Consider the following 25,876-nt stretch of genomic DNA (forward strand, 5'->3'; position numbering starts at 1 on the left):
TCGGCAGCGGGCCGCTGCGACGCGCGGGGGGACCGGGCGGCCCCGTGGTCATTTCGCTGTCACGCGGAACTCGTTGCCGTCGGGGTCGGCCAGCTCGACGGCGCCGTCCGCGCCGATCTCGAGCTGAGTGGCCCCGAGGGAAACGAGTCGATCGACCTCCGCCTGCTGGTCGCCACCGACCGGGGCTAGCTCGAAGCGCTGCCGGTTCCGCATCTTTTTCGGCGTGACGGGAGGGCCTCCCCACGCGACCTTGGTGCCGCCGTGCGGCGACTGGATCGCGGTTTCCTGGTCCTGGTCCCATACCAGCGGCCAGTCCAGCGCCCGGCTCCAGAAGAGGCCGACCTCCCGGGTGCCGTCGCAGGCGAGTTCCCCGAGAAAGCCGCATCCGGCGAGGAAGGCGTTGCCATGCTCGATCACGCAGAATGCGTTGCCTTCGGGGTCGGCCAGGACTATGTGTCCCTCTTCAGGGCGTTGCCCGACGTCGAGGTGGCCGGCGCCGAGGTTCAGTGCCGTCGCCACGGTTTGGTGCTGGTCGTTCTGGCCGGCGCTGGTCAGGTGCAGGTGCATGGTGCGGTTCGGCCCGACCTGCTCCGCGCGGCTCGGGACGAACCGGAGGCCGAGCTGGGCGTCCGTGCCGGGCAGGAACACCCCGTGGGCGTCCTCGGCGATCTGCCGGCCGAGCATGTCGGCCCAGAACTTCGCGAGGCGAGCCGGGTCGTGCGCGTCGTACGTCACCGTCAGCAGTCGCGAGTGCATCACCGCACAGTAGACACGAGCCGGAAGGACGACAACGCGATTTGGGTCGGACGTATCGCGAGCTCCGAAGGAGGCCGGGACAGTCGCGCGTCGGATCTCCGCCTGCAGACGTGGAAAACTAACGACCGGCAGCCACCCGGTGCTGTCGGGGGCTCATCCCACGGCGGCGTTTGAAGGCGGTGCTCAGGGCGAAGGAGCTGCCGTAGCCGACGCGGTGGGCGACCGCACCGACGGTGGCGTCCGGCTCGCGGAGCAGGTCGGCGGCGAGGGCCAGCCGCCATTCGGTGAGGTACGACATGGGCGGTTCACCGACCAGCGCGGTGAACCGGCGGGCCAGCGCGGCCCGGGAGACCCCGGTCTGGGCAGCCAGGGACGCCACGGTCCAGGGCTGGGCGGGGTTGTTGTGGAGCAGCCGCAGGGCCTTGCCGACCACGGGGTCGCCGTGTGCCGTGTACCAGGCAGGGGCCTCGGCCCCGGGTTGGGCGAACCACTCCCGCAACGTCGCGATCAGCAGCAGGTCGAGTAGGCGGTCGAGCACCGCTTCCTGGCCGGGGTCGTCCTTGACGATCTCGGTGGCCAGCAGCGGGACCAACGGGGAGTCCCAGGAGTCGTGCCGCACGACCACCAGTGGCGGCAGGGCGCCCAGCAGCCGCTGGCCGACCGCGCCCTGCATCGTGTACGTGCCGGTGAGCAGGATCGTCGGACCCTCCAGGCCATTGCCCCAGGTCCGTACGCCCAGCTGGGTCATCTCGAACAGTTCCCGGCCGTCGGGGGTGGTGCAGCGCTGGCCCGGATGGATGATCACTTGCGGAGCCGTGGCCGGGTCGTCGGCGACGGTGTACGGGACGGTGCCGCGGATGATCGCCACGTCCCCTGGGTCGAGCCGTACGGCCGCGCCCTCATCGGGAACGATCCAGGCGTCGCCTCGGACGACGGCAACCAGGGTGAGTGGCGCCTCGTCCTTGATGGCCATCGACCAGGGCGGGGTCAGGATCGAGCGGAGCAGGAACGCGCCCTGCGCCCGGGGTCCGTCGAGCAGACCGGAGACAGCATCCACGTAGACGATTGAACACAAAGGTGCGCGTCCTGGCTATGCGCAGTCTCACCGGCCCGCACTTCAATCGTTCCTATGACGAACGCGCGAGAGCAGAAGACGATCCTGGTCCTGGGCGGTACGGGCAAGACCGGCCGTCGCGTCGTACCGCGCCTGCGGGCCGGGGGAGTGCCGGTGCGGGTCGGTTCCCGGTCCGCCGCGCAGCCCTTCGACTGGACGGACCGGACGACCTGGGCGCCGGCGCTGCGCGACGTCGGCGCGGTGTACGTGTCCTTCTACCCGGACCTCGCCGTGCCGGGTGCCCCCGAGACCGTCGGCGCGTTCGCCGATCTCGCGGTGGCCTCCGGGGTCTCCCGCGCGTCGATTTCGTCCCGATCTCCGTCGAGGAGTACACGGGGGCGTCGGCCGCCGAGGGTGTGCCGGCGGAGGTGGTCGAGTTGCTGACGTACCTGTTCACGACCGTCCTCGACGGCCGCAACGCCCAGGTGGCCGACGGGGTGCGGCGCGCCCTGGGCCGGCCGCCGCGCGACTTCGCCGACTACTCCAAGGACGCCGCGGCCACCGGCGTCTGGAACAGGGCGTAGTCGGTGACTCCGTCGTCGCCGCAGAGGTGCGGCACGGCGACGACGGATCGTCGCGCGGGTCACCGTGTCTCGGCCGCCAACCCCTCGACGAGGTCGCGAGGGAGGCCGTGCGTGTCGTGCAGGTAGCGGTAGTCGTCCTCGGTGAGCGGCCCGCCGGACAGCTGGCGGGCGACGACCGGGCGACCGCGACGCAGCAGCTCGCGGAACCGCCGCTCCTCGTCGCGCAGCAGGCCGCGTAGCTCGCCGACGTCGACGCCCAGCCGGAACCAGTCCAGCGTGTGTGTGATCGGCTCGGTCGGCAGGTCCGACAGGGTACGCGTGGAATCGTCCCGCCACAGGATGGTGAGCACCCGCCGGACCAGCCGGCGCAGCACGTAACCGTGTCGGGTGTTCGACGGCCGTACGCCGTCGGCCACGACGACGACGCTGGACCGGAGGTGGTCGCTGACGCGCCGGAGCGACTGCTCGTCCGGACGCCACAGGTCCGTGACGGCACGGACCCAGGGGCGGAAGCCCTCGCCCTCGAAGACGGAGCGTCCGCCCCGCAGCACCATCTCCATGCGCTCCAGACCCATCCCGGTGTCGACGTTGGGCTGGGCCAGCGGGGTCAACCGGCCGTCGTCGTGGCGGTGGTAGCGCATCTGGACGTGGTTCCACACCTCCATCCACCGGTCATCTGTGGTGGGGGTGCCGCTCGGTGGGGTGTCGCCGGTCCAGACGAAGATCTCCGAGTCGGGTCCGCACGGTCCGGTGGGTCCGTTGGACCACCAGTTCTCCGGCCCGGTCAGCTCCACCGGCACGCCGACCTCCTGCCACACCGCCAGCGAGCCGTCGTCCGGTCCCACCTGCTCGTCGCCGCCGAACACGGTCGCGTACAGCCGGTCCCGGTCGACGCCGAAGCCGTCGCGGAGCAGGTGGTAGCCCCACCGCAGGCTCTGCGGGCCGTCGTAGTCACCCAGCGACCACGAGCCGAGCATCTGGAACACGGTCAGGTGAGTGGGGTCGCCGACCTCGTCCAGGTCGGTGGTGCGCAGGCAGCGCTGGACGTTGACCAGGCGGTCGCCCAGCGGGTGCGGGCGTCCCTCCAGGTACGGGGTCAGTGGGTGCATCCCGGAGCTGGTGAAGAGCACCGGATCGTCGGACGGGCGGATCAGCGAGCTCTCGGGCAGCAGCAGGTGTCCGCGCTCGCGGTAGAAGTCCACGAAGGTGTCGATGATCGTTTGCGGGTTCACGGCAGGTGGGCCTTTCGGGTCAGGAAGACCGGAAAGGTCCGCGTGGGCGCGGGAGGTGGCAAAGAGGACGTACGGCGCCGGCGGACCGTTTCCGGTCGCCGGCGGGAGTCAGGAGATCAGGCGGCGGCGACCGTCGAGCGGGTAGCTCGCGCGGTCGCGGCGGTGGACAGCCTGGTGATCTCCATGGCTGCACTATATCTCGCGGTGAGGCCCGCACCCACCGAGTTCCGGGCCGGGTCGGTCGCCGGTAACGGCACGGGAACGGCCCCCGACGGCACCGCTTCGGGGGGCGTGGCGACTACGCCCCGTCACCCTGCCCGGCGTCGTGGCCGCCCTGCGAGGCGCCACCGTCGGTCTGCCCTTCAGCGCGGCTCCGGGTAGCGCCGAAGGCGATCGCGAAGGCGATGCCGATGGCGATACCGAAGGCCACCCCGCCCGCCGGACCGAGCGTGGGAATGCCGATCACCAGACCGAGCAGGATGCCGACCGGCCACGCCCAGGCCTTGGACTGGCTCTTCTCCGTCTCGGGTTCTGCTGCCATCCCTCGATGTTATTCGGCCACCGCTGCGTCGAGCGGACGGCGAGCGGCAGCCACCGAAGGCGGTGGCCGCCGTCGCCGGACGGTCACGCCTGCGGCGTCGCCTCGGGGGCCGCGTCGGCGTCCTGCTCCTCGGCCGCGCCGTCGTCCTTCGCCGCCTTCTCCTCCTCGTCCGCCGCCTTCACGGGAGCGGGCTGGGTCCAGGAGAACTCGATCTCGACGGAGAACTCCGTCTCGCTCTCGCGTTCGATCTCCAGCTCGCACCGCACCTTGTCCGCGACCGCGACCGCGCCGGCGGCGCCGTAGTAGACCCGTCCGTCAGAGTCCAACTGGTTAGCCAGCTGACGCAACCAGGCGGCCAGGTCGGCCCGCGACACCGTGCGGGCGTCCTCGTAGATATCCATGCCGGCCATGCTCGCATTCCACAAAGGATGATCGGGGTACGGGCCCGATCACGCGAGGACCGGCGGCAGTGATATGGATCTTGTGAGTCGACGGCGGCCCGGCGGTCAGCTGGCGGAGCGCGGTGCCGGCACGTGCGGGGCGGTGCGGCGCAGGTGCTCCAGCACCACCGGGTCGATGCGCCCCGGCACCAGCCGCTCCTCCAGGTTCTCCATGCCGGCCCAGGAGACCAGCGCCTGCTCCGGGCCGGCCGGGTCCTGGTGACCGAGGGCGGCGAGCAGCGCGCCCACCTCGGCGGCGAGCGCGCCGGTGAGGTCGAGCAGGGTGGCCGGGTCGGGCCGGGTGAAGAGCAGGCTGTGCACGGCCAGCAGCCGGTCGAGTTCGGCGACCGGGTCCGGGTGGTCGTCGACGCGCAGGTCGACCACGACGTCGCTGCCGCCGCCGTAGCCGCCGCCGCGCCGCACCACCAGCAGACCGGCGCTCTGCCGGCCCCGCCGGTCACCCCCGGCCTCGTCGCCGGCACGCAGGGCGGCCAGCAGCCGCTGCGGGAACGACAACGCCGAGCCGGCCAGCCAGGTGTCGCGCAGCGCGTCGACCACCTGCGGGCCGGTGAGGATGTTGCCCTGCGCCGCCCAGCCGTCGCCGGCCTGGCCACCGGCCCAGTCGTGACACTTCGGGCCGGTCCAGGTGGCGCCCGGGCCGGTCGCGGCGACCACGCCGAGCTGCCGGTGGTCGCGCTCGCCGTCGGCGGCGACCAGACCGGCCACCACGTCGGCGGCGGCCACACCGGTGCGCAGCATGGTTAGCCCCTGCGGGCGGTAGGCGAGGTTCGCGCTGGCCTGGGTGGCCAGCGCGCCGACGTCGGCCTCGGCTGCCGGGACCAGCGCGCCGGCGGCGAGGAACTTGCTGGCGACGGCGACGCCGTGCAGCTGGCCGTCATCGGAGCGGGCGACGATCGAGAAGGTCACCGGCAGAGCGTATCCGGGCCGCGGCGCGGTCGTCGTACCTCGATGCTCAGCGCGGTGGGGCGGCGGCCTCCGGCGGTCGGCCGTGCGCCCGGCGGGTGTCGGCCACCGCGACCGCGATCAGCACCACGAGGGCGGTCGCGGCGGCGAACAACCCCGGCGCGCGCACCACCAGCGGCGTCGACGCCAGCAATACCAGGATGGCGATCCACCGCGACGGTGAGACCCGGCTGAAGACCTCGTACTCGAAGCGGGCCCGGCCCGCCAGGAAGAGCACCGGTCCGCCGATCACCATCGCCACCCAGGCCATGGGGAGCCGCTCGACCGGATGGTCGATGACCAACTCGTACCCGATCGCCACGGCGGTCAGGCCGATCACCATCACCAGGTGGGTGTCCGCCGAGGACCGGCCGACCGTGGCCGGGTGCCGGGCCTTGCTCACCGCCTCGGCGAGGATCTGCCCGGCCCGCTGCATGTAGATCCGCCACAGCACGATCGACGTGGCCAGCGCCAGCCCGAACGCGGCGGCGTGGCCGGCCTCGTACGGCCCCTTGCTGTACGCGAAGCCGGCGACCAGGATCGTCTCGCCGAGCGCGACCAGGAAGAACTGCTGGTACCGGTCGGACAGGTGTTCCGGGGCGATGTCCCAGCGGGAGACGGTGGACCGGCCGAGCCCGGGCACCGGCCAGCCGCAGCGGGCCGCGAGATATTCGGCGAAGAGCGCCGCCGTCCAGAGCACCACCTTCGGGTTGGTGGGCAGCAGCGCGCCGCCGATCCAGAGCGCCCCGGTGGCGGTGTAGATGAGCGTCATCCGCAGCTTGAGCCGCCGGTACGGGTGCGGGCCGAGCGCGATCATCAGGATCAGCGGCCGGGACACCTGCGCGACCACGTACGCCACCGCGAACATCACGCCCGTGGCGGTGAACGCCCGCGGGATCGCCACTCCCATCACCATGCTGCACACCAGCGCGGTGATCACGATGACCTGCAACCAGGTGTGCTGCGGGTCGTACCGGCTGGTGGTCCAGGCGGTGCCCTGCCAGACCGCCCAGAGCGCGAGGAGCAGCAGCAGCGTCTTGCCGCCTCCGGTGACCGCGGTCCAGCCGTGCGCCATGCCCTTCTCGACGGCGAGGTCCTCGAAGGCGCGCGCCGAGATCCGGGTCAGCGCGAAGACGTAGACCAGATCGAAGAAGAGCTCCAGAAAGGTGGCCCGTCCCGGATCGCCCGAGGTCGGTGCCAGGCGGCTCCTGCCCCCGTTGGCCACGGTCAGCGCGTTCCCGCGTCGGCCCAGCTCACCTGGCATTCGTAACACCGGCGGCGGCATGGCCGACCGGCAACCGGAAAACCGGTTCCGCCCGGACCAGCGTCAGCGGGATCTTGCTCCGGACGGAGGTTACCGGGCAGTATCGACGGGTGACGACGCGATGGGGCATGACGGTGCCGCTGGGCGGCATCCCGCTCGCCGACCACGCCGCGGTCTACGCGACCCTCGACCGGGCCGGTTTCACCGACGTCTGGTCCGCCGAGGTCGCCGGGGCCGACGCGTTCACCCCGCTGGCGCTCGCCGCCGCCTGGCAGCCGGGGCTGCGGCTCGGTACCGCGGTGGCGCCGGTCTTCACCCGAGGGCCGGGGCTGCTCGCGATGAGCGCGGCGGCGCTGGCCGAGACCGCTCCGGGCCGGTTCGCCCTCGGCATCGGCGCCTCCTCACCGGTCGTGGTGGGGGACTGGAACGCGGTGCCGTTCGCCGAGCCGTTCCGGCGCAGCCGGGACATGCTGCGCTTCCTGCGCGCCGCGCTGGCCGGGCAGACCGTGGACCAGGCGTACGACACCTTCACCGTCCGCCGGTTCACCCTGGAACGCCCGCCGGCGGTGCCGCCGCCGATCCTGCTCGGCGCGCTGCGCCCGGGCATGCTGCGGCTCGCCGGCGCCGAGGCCGACGGGGTCATCCTCAACTGGCTGGCCGCCGAGGACGTGCCGCGCGCCCTGACCGAGCTCGGCGAGCGCCGCCCCGGCTTCGAGGTCACCGCCCGGATCTTCGTCTGCCCCACCGAGGACGCCGGGCACGCCCGGGCGCTGGGCCGGCGGATGATCACCAGCTACCTCACCGTCCCGGCGTACGCGGCGTTCCACCGGTGGCTCGGCCGCGACGAGGTGCTGGGGCCGATGTGGGCGGCCTGGGCGGCCGGCGATCGGCGCGGCGCCCTCGCCGCCGTGCCGGACGAGGTGGTCGACGCGCTGATCCTGCACGGCTCGCCGGAGCAGTGCCGGGCGCAGGTGCGCCGCTACGCCGACGCCGGCGTCGACGTGCCGGTGCTGGCGCTGCTGCCCACCCCCGAGCTGACCGCCGGCGGACCGGCGGCGCTGAGCGCGCTCATCGCCCGGCTGGGCCCCAACGGAGCGGAGGCCTGAGGGTGAACCTCACCGACCGGGTTGTCGTGATCACCGGTGGCGCCGGCGGCATCGGCGCGGCGCTGGCCCGCCGGTTCACCGCCGAGGGCGCCGCCGCCGTGGTGCTGGCCGACCTGGACGCCGAGGCGGCCCGCGCCGTCGCGGCCGGCATCGGCCCCGCCGTGCACCCGACGGCCGTCGACGTCACCGACGAGGAGCAGGTCCGGGCCCTGGTCGACGACGCCGAGCGGCGCTACGGCCGCATCGACCTGTTCTGCGCCAATGCGGGCGTGGCCAGCGGCGGCGGGCTCGAGGTCGACGACGCGGGTTGGGACCGCGCCTGGCGGGTGAACGTGCTGGCGCACGTCTACTCGGCCCGCGCGGCGCTGCCGGGGATGCTCGCCCGCGGTGGCGGGCACCTGCTGCACACCTGCTCGGCGGCGGGTGTGCTGACCGCCGTCGGGGACGCCCCCTACACCGCGACCAAGCACGCCGCGGTGGGCTTCGCCGAGTGGCTGTCGATCACCTACCGGGACCGGGGGATCCGGGTGAGCGCGCTCTGCCCGCAGGGGGTGGACACCCCGATGCTCGCCGACGGGATGGCCGCCGGCCACCTGGGCGCCCGGGTGATCGCCGCCTCCGGCGACGTGCTCACCCCGGACCAGGTCGCCGAGGCGACCGTCGCGGGGCTGGCCGAGGAGCGGTTCCTGATCCTGCCGCACCCCGAGGTCGCCGGGTACGCCCGCCGCCGCGCCGAGGACCCCGACGGCTGGCAGGCCGGCCTGCGCAAACTGGTGCGCCGCCTCACCAGTTGATCCACCGCCGCCCGCACGTGGCGAGCTAGGTCGACGGCCGCCCGGACCAGATCCACTTCACCGGATTCTCGGGCGACTGACGACGCCACGCCCCCTGGTCGCCCGCCGGGGTCAGCGGCGCCAGCGCAGCGGGCCGGGGTGGATCGCCCAGAGCAGGCGGCGCCAGCGGGGACGCGTCCCGCGCAGGGCGGCGGTGTACCGCCGGGCGATGCCGACGGCACGGGAGGCCTGGTCGGGGGTGGCGGTGCCCGGTGCGAACCCGACCTGGTTGAGCAGGCCGGCCAACTCGTCCACGGCGGGCACCGGTCCGCTGGTGTGGGCGGGATCGTCGGCGTCGGCCGCCGGCGGGGCGGCAGGTGCGACGGCGCCGCGGGCGCGCGACGCCACCTCGGTGGCGGCGAGGTCGTCGCCGACCGGCTGGCCGGCCAGCCGCAGGGCGTCGGTGACCTCCCGCCAGGCGCCGGCGATGCGTTGGCCGGGGTCGCCCCGCTCCAGCCGGGCCCGGGTCAACGTCCGACGCATCGCGAGCAGGGTGAGCAGCAGCGCCCCGACCAGCAGCAGCAGGCCGCCGGTTCCGCCGCCGACGAGCATCGTGGTCGACAGCCCACCCGAGTCGGCTGACCCGTCGGGCGCGGCGGCCGGCTCCGGTGACGCGGTCGGCTCCAGCGTCGGCTCCGCCACCTCCGACGGCGGTGGCTCCGACGGAGCGGGGCGGAAGTCCTCCTCCACCGGCCTGGGCTCCTGGTTGGGTTGGGGCAGCGGGTTGAACGGCACCCAACCCAGCCCGTCGAAGAGCACCTCCGGCCAGGCGTACGCGTCGCCGGCCCGGACCGGACCGTCCCCGGTGGACTCGAAGCCCACCACCACCCGCGTCGGCAGGCCGGTCAGCCGCCCGAGCACCGCGAACGCGGCGGCGAACTGCTCCGAGGTGCCACGCTGCCCGCCGCCGTTGCGCGGCCCGAACAGGAAGAAGTTCAGGTTGGGGTAGGCGTGCCCGCTCGGCGCGTCCGCGACCATCCGGTAGTGCTCGGCGAGGAACTGCTCGATCGCGGCGGCCCGGGCGTACGGGGCGCCGTTCTCCTCGGCGAGCTGGCCGGCGAGACGGGTCAGCGGCTCGGGCACCCCGTCGGTGACCCGCAGCACCCGGGCGACCGCCTCGCCGGCCGGCACGTTCGCCGTGGCGAGCAGGTTGTTGTCCGGGCGTTCCCGGGCGGAGGTGACGGTGTAGCTCAGGCCGGGGGTGAGCCCTTCGGGGCGGATCAGGGTGCCGGTCGCCGGGTCGTACGCCACCCGGGCGCCGCTGACCTCGCGAGGGGTGGCGACCGCGGGCAGCAGCCGGCCGGTCAGCTCGGCGATGGTGATCCGCTGCCGGACGGTCTCGACGCGGCTGTCCGGCGCCGGGGCGGCGGCCGGCAGGATCCGCCCGGCGTTGCGGTACGTCGCGCCGACCCGCCAGGTGACCCCGTCGTAGTCGCTGAGCACCGCCAGCCGGATCCGCACCCTGTCTTCGGCGGGAGCTTCGGGCCCGCCGTCCGCCGGGTCGGCGCTCGGGCCGACCGACGCCGGCCCCGCCGGGTCGCCGGTCACGCCCGGCACGGCGCCGGGCCGATCGGTGCGTACCTCCAGCAGTTGCTGCTCCGGGTGCAGCGCCCAACCGGAGATCCGGATCAGCGGGTTCTCGTCCAGCGTCTCCACCTGCGGCGGCTCGACGTAGCGGCGCGGATCCACCGGCCGGCCGTCTACCTGCCCGACGATCGCCGGTCCCAGCAGCGCGACCAGGCCGACCACCACCGCGACCCCGACCACCGCGCCGCCGGCGAGCCGCAGCCGCACGGCCGTCCGCACGCCCGGCGCCAGACCGGCCACCGGGTCACCGGCGCCCGGAGCGGGCCGGGCGGAGACCGCCAGGCCCAGCGCCGCCGCGGCGACGAAGAGCACCGTCGGCCAGAGCGCCGGCCCGGCGTTCGGCCCGACCACGTAGAGCGCGCCGGCGAAGAGCGCCATCGGTGGCAGGTAGCCGGCGAGCACCCGACCCGCGCGCAACGCCACCTCCGCGCCGGTCAGCCCGGCCAGCCAGGTCGCCACCAGCGGCACCAGCACCGTGTCCGGCGTCGGCTCCACCGGGATCATCGCGGTGAGCAGCCGGGGGATGCCGTTGCGCGCCGCGTCCGCGGTCACCTCGGCGAGGCTTCCGGGCAACTCGGCGTGCGCGGCGGCCAGCCGCAACGACCACGCCGTCCAGGCCGCCATGGCCAGCACCGACACCGGCGCGACCAGCCACGAGGGCAGCCGGCGGGCGGCCACGCTGACCAGCACCGCACCCACCGCCGCGCCGGCGAGCAGCCGGGGCAGCAGCGGTCCGGCGTACACCCGGCCGAGCACCACGCCGGCCAGCGCGGTCATCGTGACCAGCGCCAGCGGCACCGGCAGTGCCCACAGCACGGCGGTGACCCGACGCCGCCCGCCGCTTGCACGGGCCACGGCAGGCCCGGCGGCTGTGTCCGCGGTGGCGTCGGCCGTCGGCCGTCCGTCGCGCAGGCTTACCACCGCCGGACCCCGTCCCACTCGGCGGCGAACTGCTCCCCGTCGGCCGCGTCGATGACCACCAGGCCGGCGGCGTCGGACGGCACCGGATCGGCCGCGCCGAACACCCCGACCACCACCGACGGGTACCCGCCGCGCAGCGCGCCGACATGCCCGAGATCGCCGCGACCACCCGGCCCGGTGAGGAAGATCAGCGTGTCGCCGAGTCGGTCGCGGCGCAGCCGGGTCACCGTCGCGGGCAGCGCGTCGTCCTCGTCGTCGGCCAGCTCGACGGCGGCCAGCCGGTCCAGCGGCCCGCCGACGGGTTCGCCCCCCGGGCGTGCGTCCGCGTCGTCCGCGGCTGCCCGCCGCCGGCCGCGCAGCTTCCCCCAGATCCGCGATGCGGCACCCCGGCCCGCCGCCGCGCCGCCGTCGGCGGCCGGCGAACCGGCAGTCTCCGGTACGACCAGCAGCAGGAGCACCGGCAGGTCCGCCTGGTGCGCCGCGGTCACGATCGACGCCGCCGCCTCGCAGCTCGACTCGAACGACGCGGCCACCCCGCCGTCGCGCTCCGGGTGCGCGGCCGCCCGGTTGTCGAGCAGCACCACGATCTGCGGCAGGCTGGTGTCCACGTTCTCCCGCACCATCAGCTGCCCGACGCGGGCGCTGGTACGCCAGTGCACCCGGCGCAGCTCGTCGCCGACCACGTACTCGCGCAGCGAGTCGAAGGTGATCGAACCGTGCGGCACGGCGTCGACCCGACCGTCCAGGCTGCGCCCGGCGCCGGTGGGCACCGCGCCCATCCGGTGGATCCGCGGGTGCACCCAGACCGGCACCGTCTCCCCATAGGGGCGGGCCAGCGCGACCAGACCGAGTGGGTCGCGGCGGGTCACCCGCAGCGGCCCGACCGCGACGATGCCCCGCCGCCGGGTCGGCACGTCGTAGCTGACGGTGGTGTCCCGCCCGGGTCGCAGCCGCAGCAGCGGCACGGGCACCGTCTCGTCGCCGCAGCGGTCCTCGGCTAGCAGGTTCGCCGCCCGCAGCCGCCCGGTGTTGCGCACGGTCAGCATCATGCTGGCCGGCTCGCCGCGGGCCACCCGGTCCGGGTCGGCGTGCCGGCCGACCGTTAGCCGGGGCCGCCACGCCGCGACCAGCGCGGCGTAGCCGACCGCGGTCACGGCCGCCGCGCCGAGAAGCGTCAGCTCCGGGTACGCGAAGCGCAGGCCGGCGCCGAGCAGCAGCACACCCGCGCCGAGCAGCCCGACCCCGCGGGCGGTGATCCCCATGCCGGTGCTGCCGGTCAGCCCTGCACCGGGGCCGGTTGCCCCGACGGCAGCGGCACCGGCACCGAGGCGATGGCCTGGCGCAGCACCTCCGCGGCGGTCACCCCGCGCACCTGGGCGTCCGGGGTGAGCAGCAGCCGGTGCGCGAAGACCGGTTCGGCGAGCGCCTTCAGATCCTCCGGCATGATCCACCCTCGCCCGTCGATCAGCGCGTACGCGCACGCGGCGCGGGTCAGCGCGATCACGCCCCGGGGGCTGACGCCGACCCGGACCTGCGGATGGGTGCGGGTGGCCGCGGCGAGGCGCACCGCGTACGCGTAGAGCGGCTCGGCGATGTGCACCCGCAGCGCCATCCGGACCATCTCCCCGACGGTGGCGGTGTCGGTGACCGCGGTCAGCGCCTCGGGGGAGCGGACGGTCGCGCCGCGCAGCACCTCCACCTCGACCGCCTCGTCCGGGTAGCCGACGGAGAGCTTCACCAGGAACCGGTCCAGCTGGGCCTCCGGCAGCCGGTAGGTGCCGTCCATCTCCACCGGGTTCTGGGTGGCCACCACCAGGAACGGCTGCGGCACCGGATGGCGGACGCCGTCCACCGTGACCGTGCGCTCCTCCATCACCTCCAGCAGCGCCGATTGGGTCTTCGGCGAGGCCCGGTTGATCTCGTCGGCGATGACGATGTTGGCGAAGACCGGGCCCGGGTGGAACTCGAAGCCGCGGGTGGCCTGGTTGAAGATGGTCACCCCGGAGACGTCCGAGGGGAGCAGGTCGGGCGTGAACTGGATCCGCCGCCACTGACCCTTGACGGTGGCGGCGATCGCCCGGGCCAGGGTGGTCTTGCCGACGCCGGGCACGTCCTCCAGCAGCACATGCCCCTGGGCGAAGAGCGCGGTCAGCGCCAGCCGCACCACCTGCGGCTTGCCCAGCACGACCGCGTTGACGTTCTCCGCCAGCCGGGCGGCGAGGGCGGCGAAGCCCTGCACCTCCGCCTGGGTGAGCGGCTCGTGGGTGTTCACGTGGTGGTGCTCCTTGCTTGCCCGGGGGTGGATCAGCAGGTCGGCAGGACGTTGATGTTGTCGCCACCCTCCAGGTTCAACCAGGCCCACGGGATGTAGTTCTTCCCGCTGTACTCGATCTGCACCCACCAGGTGCTGCGCTTCTCGTTGTTGTAGATGTAGGCGTACACCTCTTCGCCCGACTTCTTGCAGTACGCCTTCAGCCGGGTGCCGGGCTTCGCCCAGCCGACCTGACGGTCGTTGTCCTGCCGGGCCACCGAGAAGACCTCGTTGCCGTTGCGGCCGCTCACGTCCTTGTCGCAGTAGGTGGCGGTCTCTCCGGCCGCCCCGTTGCGGCAGGTGGCGATGCCATAGAGGGCGTCGGTGCTCTGCGCCCTGGTGACGGTGTCCTTGCCGGCGGCGTTGCTCGCGGTCACCGTGAACGTGTACGCCGTGCCCGGGGTCAGGCCGCTCATCGTGATGCTGGAGCAGGCTCCGGTCTTCGCCGGCTCACCCGGGGTGCTCAGCGAGCAGGCGGCCTGCCCGCCGCCGGCGTCCACGGTGAAGCTCACCGTCGCCGCGGTCGCGGTCGCCGACGAGCCGGTCACCGTGATCCGCGGCTCGGCCACCGTCCGCGCGGTCGCGGTGGCCTCCGGGCCGGGCCCGGCCTCGTTGACCGCCTTCACCTTGACCGTGACGTTCTGCCCGTTGCCCAGGCCGCTCACGGTGGCCTGGGTGTCGGTCACCTCGCTGCTGCGCCCGCCCACGTCGAGCAGGTACTTCGTCACCGGGCGGCCGTTCGGCTCGGCCGGCGACCACTGCACCGCGACCGTGCCCGGCTGGTTGGGCACCGTGCTCGCCCGCAGGTCCGCCGGCCGCTGCGGGGCGGCGTAGGGCACCACCGTGTTGCTGACCGGGGAGGCCGCCGAGCCGGCGCCCTTGTTGTTGACCGACACCACGGTGAACGCGTACTGGGTGCCGTACTCCAGCTCGCCGGCGGGCACCACCAGCTCGGTCTTGGCCGACTCGCCCACCGGGGCGTTGGCGCCGGCCGAGGTGGCGGTGACGGCGTACTTCGCGATGGTGTTGCCCTGACCGTTCGCCGCGGGCCAGCGCACCAGCACCGTGCCGTCCGGCCGCTCCTGCGCGGTGACGCTGGCCGGCGGGTCGGGCACCGCCGCGGTCGGCGTCACCGGGTTGCTGCTGCGCGACGGCCCGGCGCCCTTGGCGTTGACCGCGTGCACCGAGAACCGGTACGTCTCGCCGTTGGTCAGGCCCGTGATCTCCACGGCCCGCTGGTTGGCGCCCACCTCGTGCCGCTGACCGGCGCCCTCCACCACGTAGCGGATGATCGCCGCGCCGTTCGCGGCGGCCGGCCGCCAGCTCACCCGGGCCCGCGCGTTGCCCGCCGCCGCGGTGACGGCGCGCGGCGCGCTCGGCTTGCCCACCTTCGGCTTCTTCGGCGGAGGCGGCGGCGGGGGAGTCGGCGGCGGGTCACCGCCGAGCACGTCGTTGGCGTACTTGTCGACCTCGCGCACCTGGTGCTTGTCGTCGACCACCCGGGCGGTCGCGGAGTCCGGGGAGTTGATGAAGAGGTAGTTCTCCCGCACCTCCAGCTCCAGCGGGCCGGGCCGCTTGCCGCGGATGGTGTCGACCAGCTTGCCGTCGGCGTCGAAGGAGTAGACGGTGCCGGTCGCCTCGTCGGCGCAGTAGAACCGGGCCCCCCAGGCGACCGCCGGGGTGAGCCGGTCACCGGCGCCCGGCACGCTGAACGCCCGCACCTCGCCGCCACCCTCGGCCACCACGTGCACCCGCCGCTCGCCGGGCACCGTGACCGGCACCCTCGGCCCGGTGGTGCGCGCCGGCAGCGCGCCCGGCGAGGTGAGCGCCAGCGGCGTCGGCTTGACGGCGCCCCGCTGCACCGTGACCAGCGCGCCGGCGGTGCGGTCGAGCACCGCGACGCCGTCGTCCAGGGTGGAGACCACCAGCTCGTGGCTGGGCTCGGCCACGTCGTACGTCTCGACCTGCTTCGGGCTCAGCCCGCCGCCGGCGGCGGGCGACGACGGCGTGGCCGGCAGTACGGCGGCGGTGATCGCCGAGACGGTGCCCTCGCTCGGCACCGCGATCCAGAGTCGACCCTCGCCGTCGAACGCCCCACCGGTGATGCCCGGCGGGTAGCGCACGGGCTCGCCCACCGGCGAGAGGGACCGCGGGTCGAGCTGCCGGACGACCCCCTGCACCGCGTCGACCACGAAGGCCGCGTCCTCGTGCAGGGCCACGTTCACGCCCAGCCCGGGTGTGGTGCGGGTCGTCGCGGTGATCTGCAGGGTGGCCAGGTCGAGCGAGCTGACCTGGCCGGTGTTGAAGTCGCGCAGGATCAGCAGCCGGTCGGTCTGGGTGACCTGCATCGGGTGCCGCCGCGCACCGGGGACCTCGGTGCGGGTGTCGACCCGCGCGGTGACCCCGTTGACCCGGGCCAGCTCGCTGCGCGCCGCGCTCCACAGCCAGGAACTCGCGTCGTAGCTGGCGACCGCGTTGTCGGCGGCGCCCAGCCCGAGCACCGTGAGCCCCATCGCGGCGAGCAGGGCCGTCACCGTTCCGATCGTGACCAGACCGCCGCGCATCCGCGACCGGGGACGGGAGGTGCCGGGCCCGGACTTCACGGCATCGTCGATGGTGGCCACAGCCGGCTGCCTCCAGAGTCGTCAAGCCAGGTGGCGCGCCCTACCGGCGACCCTCCCCTGAGCCGGGTGCCATCATATGGGCCCGGTCCGGGCCGGGGGAACCCGTACCGTCCCGCTGTGGACACCGAGCGTGTGCGGTGTGGATCCGCAGGTCAGCTCGTCGGAGTGGCGCGCTCGCGCTCGGTGCAGACCTGGCCGGAGGTGGCGAACGTGTCCGTCGACCAGACCGCGAGCACGGTGAAGCAGTAGTCCACCCGCGAGTTCAGCCCGTTGACCGTGTAGCTGGTCTGCCCCGGGTCCACCGTGGCTAGCACCCCCAGCGCCTGACCGGCCCGACCGCCCGCGACCATGAACGGCACCGCCCCGTCGGCCGGATCCGTCCAGCTCAACGTGATCGTCGTCGAGTCGTCGCGCAGCCGCAGGTCGCCCGGGGGTGGCCCGCTCGCCGTCGGCGCCGCGGCGCCCGACGCCGTCGGACCGGCCGCCGGCGGGGGCGCGTCCCGCCCCAACGCCAGCACCCCCACCGTGGCCACCGCCGCCACCGCCACCCCAGCGGCGGTCACCGCCACGGCCACCGCCGTCCGGCTCCGGCCGCGCGGCTCGGGCTCCTCGATCATCGGGTACGCCGGCGGCGCCGCGACCGGGTGCGCCGGCGACGGGTGGTACGGGGCGGGCTCCGGCCGAGGTGGCGCCACCGGGTGGGGGTGGACGGGCGCCGCCGGCGCGATGGACACGCCGGGCGGCGTCGCTGTGGTGACCGGGTCGGCCGGCAACGGTGCCGGCGTGACCGCCAGCGGACCGGGCGGGTGTGTCGGGGTGGCGTCGGGCCAGCCCTCCGGTATCGGCTCCATCGCCAGCTCCCGGGGAACCGAAGACGGTCGGTCAGCCGCGCGCTCGTCGTCGTCCGGGTCTGGCAGGTCCGGCACGGGCACCGCCGCCGGGCCGGTCTCCTCGGCCGCGCGCACCGGTTGCGGCGGCGCGGAGGTGCTCCACGGCGGCGCGGTGAGCCCCCACGGCGGCGCCGGCGGGGCACTCACCGGTGGCGGCGCCACCGGCGGGCCGCTGGTCGGGTGCGGGTACCCGGGCGGAGCGCTGACGGGTTGCGGGTATCCAGGCGGAGCGCTCACCGGGTGGCCGGGTGGCCCACTGACCGGTGCCCGATGCCCCGGCGGAGCGCTGACCGGGTGGGGATGGGCGCGCGCGGCGCTCACCGGGGACCCAGGTGGGGCGCTGACCGGCGGTGGGATGACCGGCGGTGGGATGACCGGCGGGGCGCTGACCGGCGGGGCGCTGACCGGGGCCGGGCGCTCGAGTGCCGCAGGCGTCGGCCTGACCACCGGCCCGGGCGCCGGTGGTGCGCTCACCGGCGACGGCGGCGGGCCGGCCTGCGCAGGCGAGGCCGCCGCGCCGGACCCGGGCGGCCCAGCGTCGCGTCGTACCCCGTCCCCGGTGTGCTCCCGCTGCTCGGCCTTGACCCGCGCCACCTCCTCGTCCAGCAGCGGTCCGATCTGCTGGACCTGGATGGTCGGCTTGTCCCAGCCCGGGCCGTTGCCGCCCGGTGCCGGCCCGGCGGTGGCGTTTTCGCCCGCCTCCGGTGCCGGCTCGGGGGAGGGCGGGACCGCGGCCGACCGCGCCGGCGCGGCACCATCACCGCCGGGCTGCCGCTGCGGAGCACCCGGCGGCGACGCGGCGACGGGCGGGGGCGCCGTTACGGCCGTCGCCGGCGGCACCCGCGGCGGCACTGGCACGGCCGTCGCCGGCGGAACCGAGGGCGCTGTCGGGCCGACCGGGGACGGGTGCGGCACCGGTGGCGGTGGCGTGGGCATGTGCGTGGCTGGCGGCACCGGCGGTGACGCGGCGGTCTGCGTGGCCGACGGTGCGGGGGGCGCGGGCGCGTGCTGCCGGGGGGAGGGTGAAGTGTGCCCCGGCGGTGCTGGCACGGGCATGCCGCCCGTCGGGGACGCGGGGGTGCGGGCCACCGGGGGAGCGGGGGGCGGTGGCACGGGCGGCCGGGCCGCCGGCACGACGGGCGGCGGCACGGGCTGGTGGGCCGCCGGTACGACGGGCGGTGCGGGCGGCGGTGGTACGGGCTGGCGTGCCGCCGGCGCGACGGGTGGCGCGGGAGGCGGCGGCACCTGGGGAGCCATCGGGGGAGGCGGCGGTGGGATCGGCGCCGCCGGTGGAGCTACCGACGGCTGCGGCGGCGCCCACGGTGAGGTCGGCGGGGGTGGTACCGGAGCTGCCGCACTCGGCTGCGGCGGGGGCGGCACCGCGGCCGGCGCGGTGCTGCTTGCCGACGGCGGGGTCCGGGTCGGCTGCGGCGGGGCCCACGGCGACGCGGGTTGGCCCGGTGGAGCGGGCGGCGCGGAGTGGCCAGGCGGTACCGACGATGCCTGCTGCCCCTGCCGTGCGGACGTCGGCTGTTGGCCCGGCGACGCCGGATGGCTTCGCGCTGGCGGCGCCTGCTGGGCCGGCGGTGGCGGCGGCGCTGGATCGACGAACGGCGCCCGTGCGGTCGGTGCGTGCCCGTCCGGGGCCGGCGGAGGCGGCGGGGGCGGCACGGCACGTGGTGCGGCGGGCGGCTGCCCGGCGGGGGGAGGCGTGGGCTGAGGTGGCCGTCGGACCGGCGGTAGCGTCGCGAACGCCATCGTCGGCCCGGACAGCGCGCCGAGTGCGCCGGCCTGCTCGGCCGCGGTCGGGTGAGACGCCGTCGGCGCGGACTGGGCGGCGGGCTGCCCGAGGTAACGGCGTGCGGTGCGTACCGCCGGGTGGTCCGCGCCGAGCACGGCGGCGCCGGCGGTCGCGACCCGGCTGTAGTTGCGGCGGGCCTCGTGGCGGTTGCCGAGCTCCTCGGCGACGCCTGCCAGGTCGTAGGAGAGGGCCAGCATCAGTGGGTCGGCCGGGTCCCACCGGCGTTCGCCGGCCGCGTAGGCCTCCTCCAGCAGTCGCCGGGCGGCGAGCGGGTCGTCGGCTTCCCGGTGCAGCCGGGCCAGCAGGTGCGCTGTGTTGAGTACGTCCGGGTGGTCCTCGCCGTACTGGGGGCGGGCGGACTCGAGGGCCTCGGCCAGCAGATGACGGGCGGCGCTCAACTCGCCCGCGGCGCGCAGGGCGAGCGCCTGCTGCGCGACGACGGCCAGAGGGGAGGGATGGGGCACGTGGCAATGCTGCCGGTAGACCGCGTCCGGACGCTACCTGGACCCGCCCCTACGGGCGGTACGTCCGGGTCTGAGCAGGAGGTCAGCGCTCCCAGCGGCGCCCGGGAACGCGATGTGCATGATCCACCGCGGCCGTGTACAGTAACTCCCCGTGCGGCCCGCCGGGCCGGCTTCGGGTGTGAGATCACCCAAGCCGGCGAGGTAGGCTGGACACACCCAGTCCGGGTGGCGGAATGGCAGACGCGCTAGCTTGAGGTGCTAGTGCCCGTATAGGGCGTGGGGGTTCAAGTCCCCCCTCGGACACAAACCATTACCCCACGGTGCGCGCTGAGATCCACTGCGGCGCGCACCGTTTGCGTCTACGGGGCTGACCTCATCAGGACGTAGCCGTCCGCCTGCCAGAAATACGGCAATCACGAGGCTGCATATCAAGCATCGCCCAACGCGAGGTCCCCCTGCGAGAGGCCGGGTACGGGGTCCGCGGTCGCGCATCCCACACCCGACAGGGCATAGTGTCGGCGGCGTCATCGGCCGATGTCGCCTGCCCGTGGAGATGGTGGTAGGAAGTGACGACGCGCTTACGTGCCCGATGGGCCCGGGCCGCCGCATTGATCGCGCTGACCGGGGGGACGCTCGCGGTGTCCGCGGCACCCGTGGCGGGCGCCCCGGCACCCATCAGCATCCTGAGCGTGTCGGCGGAGAACGTGAAGCCCGGCGACAAGGTTCGCGTTCAGTTCCGCGTCACGAACAACGGGAGCGGGGCCGAAACGGCCATCGTGGTGGTCGGTGGCGGCCTGCAATGCACCACCGGCTGCCGGGCGGAGCCGAACCTCAAGCCCGGCAAGAGCCAGGACTTCCAGGCCACCGTCGTCGCGCCCCAGGTGAACGCGGGCGAGATCCTCGGTCTCAACATTTCGGTCGCCGTACGGCTCGGCGGGCAGAACAGCTACGACTACAAGATGGTCTACATTCACGGCCCGGGCGCGGCGCAACCCGGCGCGGGCGCGCCGCAACCCGGTGCGGACAAGCCGTCGTCCGAGGTGGACGGGGTTTCCGGCCGGGTCGCCGACACCAGCGGCAAGGCGATCGGCGGCGTGGCCCTGACCGTCCGGGACAGCGCCGGGCACGAATACCGTACGACGAGCGACCGGAGCGGCCGGTTCTCGATCAAGTCGGGCGCCGGCAAGACGATCGCCGCGGGCCGGATCACGATCGTCGCGGCCCTGGACGGCTATCGCACCACCCGCGCGACCGTACAGGGCTCCGCAGGTGACACCGCGAGTGTGCGGCTGACCTTGGCCGCCGTGGCCGCGCCCGCCGAGACCCCGCCGTCGCCCGCCGCAACGGGGGCAGCGGACGAGGTTCCCGAGCCGGAGACCAGCGTAGCCGCGGCGGCACCCCCCGCCCTCGAGGCTGTCAGCGACGAGGGCAGCGGTTCGCTGCCGTACGTTCTGGGCGGTCTGCTGGTCGCCGCCGGCCTGGGCACACTGGCCCTGATGGTGAACCGCCGCCGGAACACGCCGGACAAGCCGGATCCGCACGCGGCGCCTCAGCTGACGGCGCCGGCCGGAGCGGGCATGAGCGACGCACCGACCGCGGTGCTGCACACGAGGCCGCCGGCCGACGGTTTCCCCGGCCCGTACAGCGGGCCCCCGCAGGGCGGCATCCAGCAGGTCGGCCACGACCCATACGGCGGGCCAGCCCGCTAATACTCCAGCCGTACCCGCTGAACTCGGCGGACCTCGCCCAAGGCCAGCTTCCCGCCGGCGTTACCGGCTGACCGGATGCAGGATCACCCTCGTTCGGGCGGGCGAGCGGCGGGACAGCAGGCATCCAGTCAGCGCGGCGGCGAGGCCGGCCAGCCCGGCTGCCGCGAAGCCGCCCGCTGGCACGGAGACGTCGATCGCCAGCCCCACGATCAGGGCTCCGAGCGCGAAACCCGCGCTCTGCGCCGAGGACTGCAGACCCGTCGCCTCACCCCGCACGCTGGCCGGCGCCAGCCGGCTCACCGCGTCGGCCACCGCGGAGAGGGTCGGCGCGGTGAGGAGCCCGGCGCCGACAACGGCCACGCACAACCAGGGCCATCCGTGGGCAAGCCCGGCGGGAATCGTGACCAGCCCGAGCGAGCCGAGCAGCAGCCACGTGGGCAGCGGCCGGGGCAACGCGCCATAAATCAGCCCGCCGGCGACGGAGGCCACGCCGAACACGGCTACGACCACGGCAGCCCAGGACACCTGACCTGCTTCTTGGAGCGTGGCGACGATGGCGAGGTCAACGCCGCTGAGCAGCGTCGTGGTACCGAACGCCATCGTCAGTACGGCGATCATGCCGGCGCCCAGCCACTCCCGGCGCGGGGGCCGTCCGGCCGCGCCGGGATCCGCCTCGTCCTCGGCGCGCAGCGGCGGGTTGAGCAAGGCGATCCCGGCTCCGCCGGCCACGATCACGGCGCCCACCCCCCACGCCACCACATCGGGGGACATCTTCGCCGCGCAGAGAATCACTACCGCCGGGCCCACGATGTACGACAGCTCGCCCTGTACCGATTCCAGCGCGAACGCGGCCTGGCGCTGTCCCGCCGTCGTCATCGCGGCGATCGCCTGCCTGGTCACCTGCTGAGCCGGCACCATCAGCAGACCCGCCGCGAAGGCGGCGCCCAGCAGGAGCCCGTAGGGCAGGATCGGCACGCTCAGCCAGAACACGACCTGCGTCACGACAGTTGCCAGCAGCACGGTGCGCAGGCCCCGCCGATCGATCGTGCGGCCAAGCAGCGGCCCGCCCAGCGCCACCCCGACGGTCAGAGCCGCCGCGACGCCACCCGCTGCCGCGTAGCTCATGTCCAGGCCCAGCACCACATACATCGTCAGCGCCATCACATCGGCTGTGATCGCGGCACGGGCGAGCAGCGAAACGCCCAGCAGCGGTGCCATCCCCGGCACGGCGAGTACCTGGCGGTATCTGGTCACCTAACCGACGCTAGGTCATCCCTTAGCTCATAGGAAGTGGACAATTTCTTAGACCTGGCATAATGAATACTTATGGCAAGGGACCTCGAGGCCGCGTTGCTGCGGTCGTTCGTCACCGCCGTGCGTGCGGGCAGCATCAGCCGCGCCGCGACCGCGCTCGGACATACCCAGCCCGCGCTCAGCCAGCAGTTGCGCAAGCTCGAAGGCGTTGTCGGCCGTCCGCTGCTCTACCGGTCGCCGTCTGGCGTCTCGCCGACCCGGGCGGGTGAGGAGCTCCTGCCGTACGCCGAACGGATTCTCTCGCTGTCCGCACAGGCACTCACCGAAACCGGACGTGTGCTCACCGGCCACTGCGGCGTCGGATTGCTCGAAGACCTCGCCGCGTCCCAACTTCCGCAGGCTCTCGCCGACCTCGCCCGGCTGCACCCCGACGCGACGCTGGAGGTGCTCACCTTCTCCAACGCCGAGATGCGGGAGGCCTACAACGCGGGCCGCGTCCAACTCGTGCTCGACGAAGTGCCGCACGTTCCCGGGCCGCCGCGCTGGACGGCACGCCGCCCGCTGGTCTGGGCGATCGGCCAGGGTGTGGACGTGGCTGCCGATCCGCTGCCGGTGGTGCTGTTCTCGAACCCGTGCTTCTGGCGTACATCAGTGCTGGAAACGCTCGACCGCGCCGAACGGCGCTGGCGGGTGGCGTTCGAAAGCAACAGCCTGCTCGGTGTGCTCGCCGCGGTACGGGCCGGGCTCGGCGTCGCGGCGCTCCTGCCCGCGAACCTCGAACCGGTCATGGCCTGCCACGACCCGGACGCCCTGCCCACCCTGCCGGACGTCGAGCTCGGTCTCGCACGGCATCCACGGACCGAAGGTGATCCGCTGATCGATGCCGTGGAGACCGCGCTACGACGCATGATCTGACTCTGTCCGCCGCCGTCACAGCTCGGGCGCCCCGGTCGACGAGCCGCGGGGCGGGCAGCGCCGCTGACACGCCCCGTTCGGCGGTCCATCATGGAGCGAAAGCGCGGTGTACCGTCGCCGCATGACGGTGCTGCAGGAGTTTGTCGCCGCTCTTTCCAGCGGCCGGATCCAGGTTGTCGACCTCACCGCTCCGCTCTCGGACCAGACCCCGATCCTGGGTCTGCCCGAGCAGTTCGGCCAGACCTGGCCGTTCCGGCTCAGCGAGATCAGCCGGTACGACGACCGCGGTCCGGCCTGGTACTGGAACAATTTCTCCACCGGCGAGCACACCGGCACCCACTTCGACGCCCCGGTGCACTGGGTCACCGGTCAACAGGGCGCGGACGTGTCGCAGGTCCCGGTGAGCCAGTTGATCGCCCCGGCGGTGGTGATCGACCACTCCGCCGACGCCGTCGATGACCCTGACTTCCTGCTCGAGGTCGAGCACATCAAGGCGTGGGAGGCGGAACACGGCGCACTGCCCACCGGTGGCTGGCTGCTCTACCGCACCGGCTGGGATGCCTACGGCGACGACCCGGAGCGGTACGCCAACGCCGGGCGTACCCCGGGCATCTCCGTCGAGTGCGCCCGCTGGCTGGCCGAGGAGTCGCCGATCCAGGGCGTCGGGGTGGAGACGGTCGGCACCGACGCGGGCGCCGCGCACTCGTTCGACCCGCCCTTCCCGTGCCACTCCTTCCTGCTCGGGAAGGACAAGTACGGCCTGACCCAGCTACGTAACCTGGCGCAGCTGCCGGCGACCGGCACGGTGGTGATCGCCGGACCACTGCCGATCGTCTCCGGGTCCGGCAGCCCGTGCCGGGTCCTCGCGCTGGTCGAACGGTAGGACCGGGCCACCGATGCGGGTAGCCGAGGTGGTCGGGCGGGTGCTGTACGGACACGGCGCACGGTACGTCTTCGGGGTGGTCGGCAGCGGCAACTTCCATGTCACGAACGCGCTTGTGGCGGCCGGCGCCCGGTTCGTGGCGGCGGCCCACGAGGGCGGCGCGGCGAGCATGGCAGACGGGTACGCCCGCACCTCCGGGACGGTGGGCCTGCTCTCGGTGCACCAGGGTCCGGGCGTCACCAACGCGCTGACCGGCCTCACCGAGGCCGCGAAGAGTCGTACCCCGATGGTGGTCCTGGCCCCGGAGGCGACCGCGCCCCGGTCGAACTTCTTCATCGACCTGCCGGCGCTCGCCGCCTCGGTCGGGGCCGACTTCCACCGGGTACGCGCGACGCACGCGGCCGAGGACGCGGGCGCGGCGTACCGGGCCGCCGTCCGGGGCGCGACGGTGGTGCTGGGCCTCCCGTTGGAGGTGCAGAGCACGGTGACCGAACCGTGGTCCGGCCCGGTCCCTGCGGTCGCGCCCACCCCGGCCACCGCCCCGCAGGTCGAGCCGTTGCTGGCCGCGCTCCAGGCCGCACGTCGACCGGTCTTCATCGCGGGTCGGGGCGCCCGAGCGGCCCGCGAACCGCTGACCCGACTCGCCGACGCGTGCGGCGCGCTGCTCGCGGTCTCGGCCGCGGCGAAGGGACTGTTTGCCGGGAACCCGTGGAACATCGACGTGGCCGGCGGCTTCGCCACCCCGCTCGCCGCCGAGCTGATCGGCGCGGCGGACCTGGTCGTCGCGTGGGGCAGCACGCTGAACATGTGGACCACGCGGCACGGCGAACTGATCCCGCGCTCCGCCGTGGTCGTCCAGGTAGACCACGACCCTGCCGCGTTCGGGGTGAACCGCCCGGTCGACCTGACGGTGGCCGGCGAGGTGGCGGCGGTCGCCGAGGCGGTGCTCGGTCGGCTGGGCGCCGGCTCCACGGGACCCGTGGACGCCGGGACCGGCGGCTGGCGTACGCCGGAGCTGGCACAACGGATTCGCGAACACGGCCGGTGGCGGACGGTCCCGTATCGGGACGAGGGTGGGCCGGCGCGGGCCGGCGCCCCGGCGACGATCGACCCGAGGACGCTCTCGGCCGTCCTGGACGACCTGCTACCGCCCGACCGGACGGTGGCGGTCGACTCCGGCAACTTCATGGGCTACCCGTCGATGTGGCTCGACGTGCCGGACGTGACCGGATTCTGTTTCACCCAGGCGTTCCAGTCGATCGGGCTCGGCCTGGCCAGTGCCCTCGGCGCGGCGGTCGCACGGCCGGACCGGCTCACCGTCGCCGCGGTCGGCGACGGTGGCTTCGTCATGTCCGCGACCGAACTGGTCACCGCCGTCCGGCTGGCGCTACCCCTCCTCGTGGTTGTCTACAACGACGCGGCGTACGGCGCCGAGGTGCACCACTTCGGCCCGGACGGGCACCCGTTGGAGACGGTCACCTTCCCCGAGACCGACCTGGCCGCGATCGCCCGTGGTTACGGCTGCGACGGGTTGACCGTCCGGACCGTCGATGATCTCAGGCCGGTAGGCCGCTGGCTCGCTGGTCCCCGTACCCGTCCGTTGGTGGTCGACGCCAAGGTCAGCGCCGCGCGTGGCTCATGGTGGTTGGAGGAGGCGTTCCGTGGCCACTGAGGCGCCGACGTGCGTGGTCAGAGCCTCCCCGGTGATTCTTTCCGAGGAGGCTCTGACCACTGTTGGCGGATT

At 74.2% G+C, this 25,876-nt stretch carries 19 protein-coding genes, 1 tRNA gene and 1 pseudogene; 8 read left to right on the forward strand and 13 right to left on the reverse strand.

All coding sequences use genetic code 11. The features are described from left to right. Positions 1-48: 48 nt before the first annotated feature. Both ACIP9D_RS20010 and ACIP9D_RS20015 read right to left on the reverse strand, forming a co-directional pair. Positions 49-756, reverse strand: coding sequence for a VOC family protein (locus tag ACIP9D_RS20010; RefSeq protein WP_400450475.1), 708 nt, complete (start codon positions 754-756; stop codon positions 49-51). Positions 757-874: 118 nt separating this feature from the next. Further along, entirely contained in the window at positions 875-1,813 is a 939-nt protein-coding gene (locus tag ACIP9D_RS20015; protein ID WP_350876123.1) for an AraC family transcriptional regulator, read from the reverse strand. A gap of 72 nt (positions 1,814-1,885) precedes the next feature. On the opposite strand from ACIP9D_RS20015, the pseudogene ACIP9D_RS20020 reads away from it, so the two are divergent. Beyond that, positions 1,886-2,394: pseudogene (locus ACIP9D_RS20020) on the forward strand (NAD(P)H-binding protein). A 59-nt stretch (positions 2,395-2,453) separates the two neighbouring features. Here ACIP9D_RS20020 and ACIP9D_RS20025 read toward each other — a convergent pair. The 5 genes from ACIP9D_RS20025 to ACIP9D_RS20045 form a co-directional block, all read right to left on the reverse strand. Next, positions 2,454-3,626: an alanine--tRNA ligase-related protein gene (locus ACIP9D_RS20025; RefSeq protein WP_350876121.1), complete on the reverse strand. Its 1,173-nt coding sequence runs from the start codon at positions 3,624-3,626 to the stop codon at positions 2,454-2,456. A 298-nt stretch (positions 3,627-3,924) separates the two neighbouring features. Then, entirely contained in the window at positions 3,925-4,167 is a 243-nt protein-coding gene (locus ACIP9D_RS20030; protein WP_350876119.1) for a hypothetical protein, read from the reverse strand. A gap of 83 nt (positions 4,168-4,250) precedes the next feature. Further along, positions 4,251-4,577, reverse strand: a complete 327-nt coding sequence (locus ACIP9D_RS20035) for an amphi-Trp domain-containing protein (protein WP_350876117.1) — start codon at positions 4,575-4,577, stop codon at positions 4,251-4,253. A gap of 96 nt (positions 4,578-4,673) precedes the next feature. Then, positions 4,674-5,534 (reverse strand): DUF1028 domain-containing protein, encoded by an 861-nt coding sequence (locus ACIP9D_RS20040; RefSeq protein WP_350876115.1) that lies wholly within the window; start codon positions 5,532-5,534, stop codon positions 4,674-4,676. A gap of 46 nt (positions 5,535-5,580) precedes the next feature. After that, positions 5,581-6,834: a low temperature requirement protein A gene (locus tag ACIP9D_RS20045; RefSeq protein ID WP_350876113.1), complete on the reverse strand. Its 1,254-nt coding sequence runs from the start codon at positions 6,832-6,834 to the stop codon at positions 5,581-5,583. A gap of 128 nt (positions 6,835-6,962) precedes the next feature. On the opposite strand from ACIP9D_RS20045, the gene ACIP9D_RS20050 reads away from it, so the two are divergent. Both ACIP9D_RS20050 and ACIP9D_RS20055 read left to right on the forward strand, forming a co-directional pair. Beyond that, positions 6,963-7,940, forward strand: coding sequence for an LLM class F420-dependent oxidoreductase (locus tag ACIP9D_RS20050; RefSeq protein WP_350876153.1), 978 nt, complete (start codon positions 6,963-6,965; stop codon positions 7,938-7,940). Positions 7,941-7,942: 2 nt separating this feature from the next. Continuing rightward, a complete protein-coding gene (locus ACIP9D_RS20055; protein ID WP_350876111.1) occupies positions 7,943-8,734 on the forward strand; it encodes an SDR family oxidoreductase in 792 nt (263 codons plus the stop codon). A gap of 111 nt (positions 8,735-8,845) precedes the next feature. On the opposite strand, the gene ACIP9D_RS20060 is transcribed toward ACIP9D_RS20055, so the two are convergent. The 5 genes from ACIP9D_RS20060 to ACIP9D_RS20080 all read right to left on the reverse strand — a co-directional run bounded on the left by ACIP9D_RS20060 (position 8,846) and on the right by ACIP9D_RS20080 (position 19,371). Next, entirely contained in the window at positions 8,846-11,299 is a 2,454-nt protein-coding gene (locus ACIP9D_RS20060; RefSeq protein WP_400450479.1) for a DUF3488 and transglutaminase-like domain-containing protein, read from the reverse strand. Continuing rightward, the gene (locus tag ACIP9D_RS20065) at positions 11,275-12,543 is read right to left on the reverse strand and encodes a DUF58 domain-containing protein (protein WP_350876107.1); all 1,269 of its coding nucleotides are present in this window, start codon (positions 12,541-12,543) and stop codon (positions 11,275-11,277) included. The genes ACIP9D_RS20060 and ACIP9D_RS20065 overlap by 25 nt, the downstream gene beginning before the upstream one ends. Before the next feature lie 14 nt (positions 12,544-12,557). Beyond that, entirely contained in the window at positions 12,558-13,553 is a 996-nt protein-coding gene (locus ACIP9D_RS20070; RefSeq protein ID WP_350876105.1) for a MoxR family ATPase, read from the reverse strand. A 32-nt stretch (positions 13,554-13,585) separates the two neighbouring features. Then, on the reverse strand, positions 13,586-16,216 hold the full coding sequence (locus ACIP9D_RS20075) for a fibronectin type III domain-containing protein (protein ID WP_400450482.1): 2,631 nt from the start codon (positions 16,214-16,216) through the stop codon (positions 13,586-13,588). Between the two features lie 152 nt (positions 16,217-16,368). Then, positions 16,369-19,371 (reverse strand): tetratricopeptide repeat protein, encoded by a 3,003-nt coding sequence (locus ACIP9D_RS20080; RefSeq protein ID WP_350876103.1) that lies wholly within the window; start codon positions 19,369-19,371, stop codon positions 16,369-16,371. 219 nt (positions 19,372-19,590) lie between these two features. Between ACIP9D_RS20080 and ACIP9D_RS20085 the strand changes: the two genes are divergently transcribed. Continuing rightward, a tRNA-Leu gene (locus ACIP9D_RS20085) sits at positions 19,591-19,674 on the forward strand. Positions 19,675-19,979: 305 nt separating this feature from the next. After that, positions 19,980-21,080 carry a carboxypeptidase-like regulatory domain-containing protein gene (locus ACIP9D_RS20090; RefSeq protein ID WP_350876101.1) on the forward strand — a complete coding sequence of 367 codons (1,101 nt, stop codon included), beginning with the start codon at positions 19,980-19,982 and terminating at the stop codon, positions 21,078-21,080. 60 nt (positions 21,081-21,140) lie between these two features. Here the strand turns inward: ACIP9D_RS20090 and ACIP9D_RS20095 are convergent, their stop codons facing one another. Further along, a complete protein-coding gene (locus tag ACIP9D_RS20095) occupies positions 21,141-22,298 on the reverse strand; it encodes an MFS transporter (protein WP_350876098.1) in 1,158 nt (385 codons plus the stop codon). A gap of 132 nt (positions 22,299-22,430) precedes the next feature. On the opposite strand from ACIP9D_RS20095, the gene ACIP9D_RS20100 reads away from it, so the two are divergent. The 3 genes from ACIP9D_RS20100 to ACIP9D_RS20110 all read left to right on the forward strand — a co-directional run bounded on the left by ACIP9D_RS20100 (position 22,431) and on the right by ACIP9D_RS20110 (position 25,804). Next, the gene (locus ACIP9D_RS20100; protein ID WP_350876096.1) at positions 22,431-23,249 is read left to right on the forward strand and encodes a LysR family transcriptional regulator; all 819 of its coding nucleotides are present in this window, start codon (positions 22,431-22,433) and stop codon (positions 23,247-23,249) included. Positions 23,250-23,370: 121 nt separating this feature from the next. After that, positions 23,371-24,132, forward strand: a complete 762-nt coding sequence (locus tag ACIP9D_RS20105) for a cyclase family protein (RefSeq protein ID WP_350876094.1) — start codon at positions 23,371-23,373, stop codon at positions 24,130-24,132. 13 nt (positions 24,133-24,145) lie between these two features. Then, the gene (locus tag ACIP9D_RS20110; RefSeq protein WP_350876092.1) at positions 24,146-25,804 is read left to right on the forward strand and encodes a thiamine pyrophosphate-binding protein; all 1,659 of its coding nucleotides are present in this window, start codon (positions 24,146-24,148) and stop codon (positions 25,802-25,804) included. Positions 25,805-25,876 lie beyond the last annotated feature (72 nt).

It is taken from the genome of Micromonospora sp. NPDC093243 (assembly GCF_044753725.1).
In the GTDB taxonomy this organism is placed as follows: domain Bacteria; phylum Actinomycetota; class Actinomycetes; order Mycobacteriales; family Micromonosporaceae; genus Micromonospora.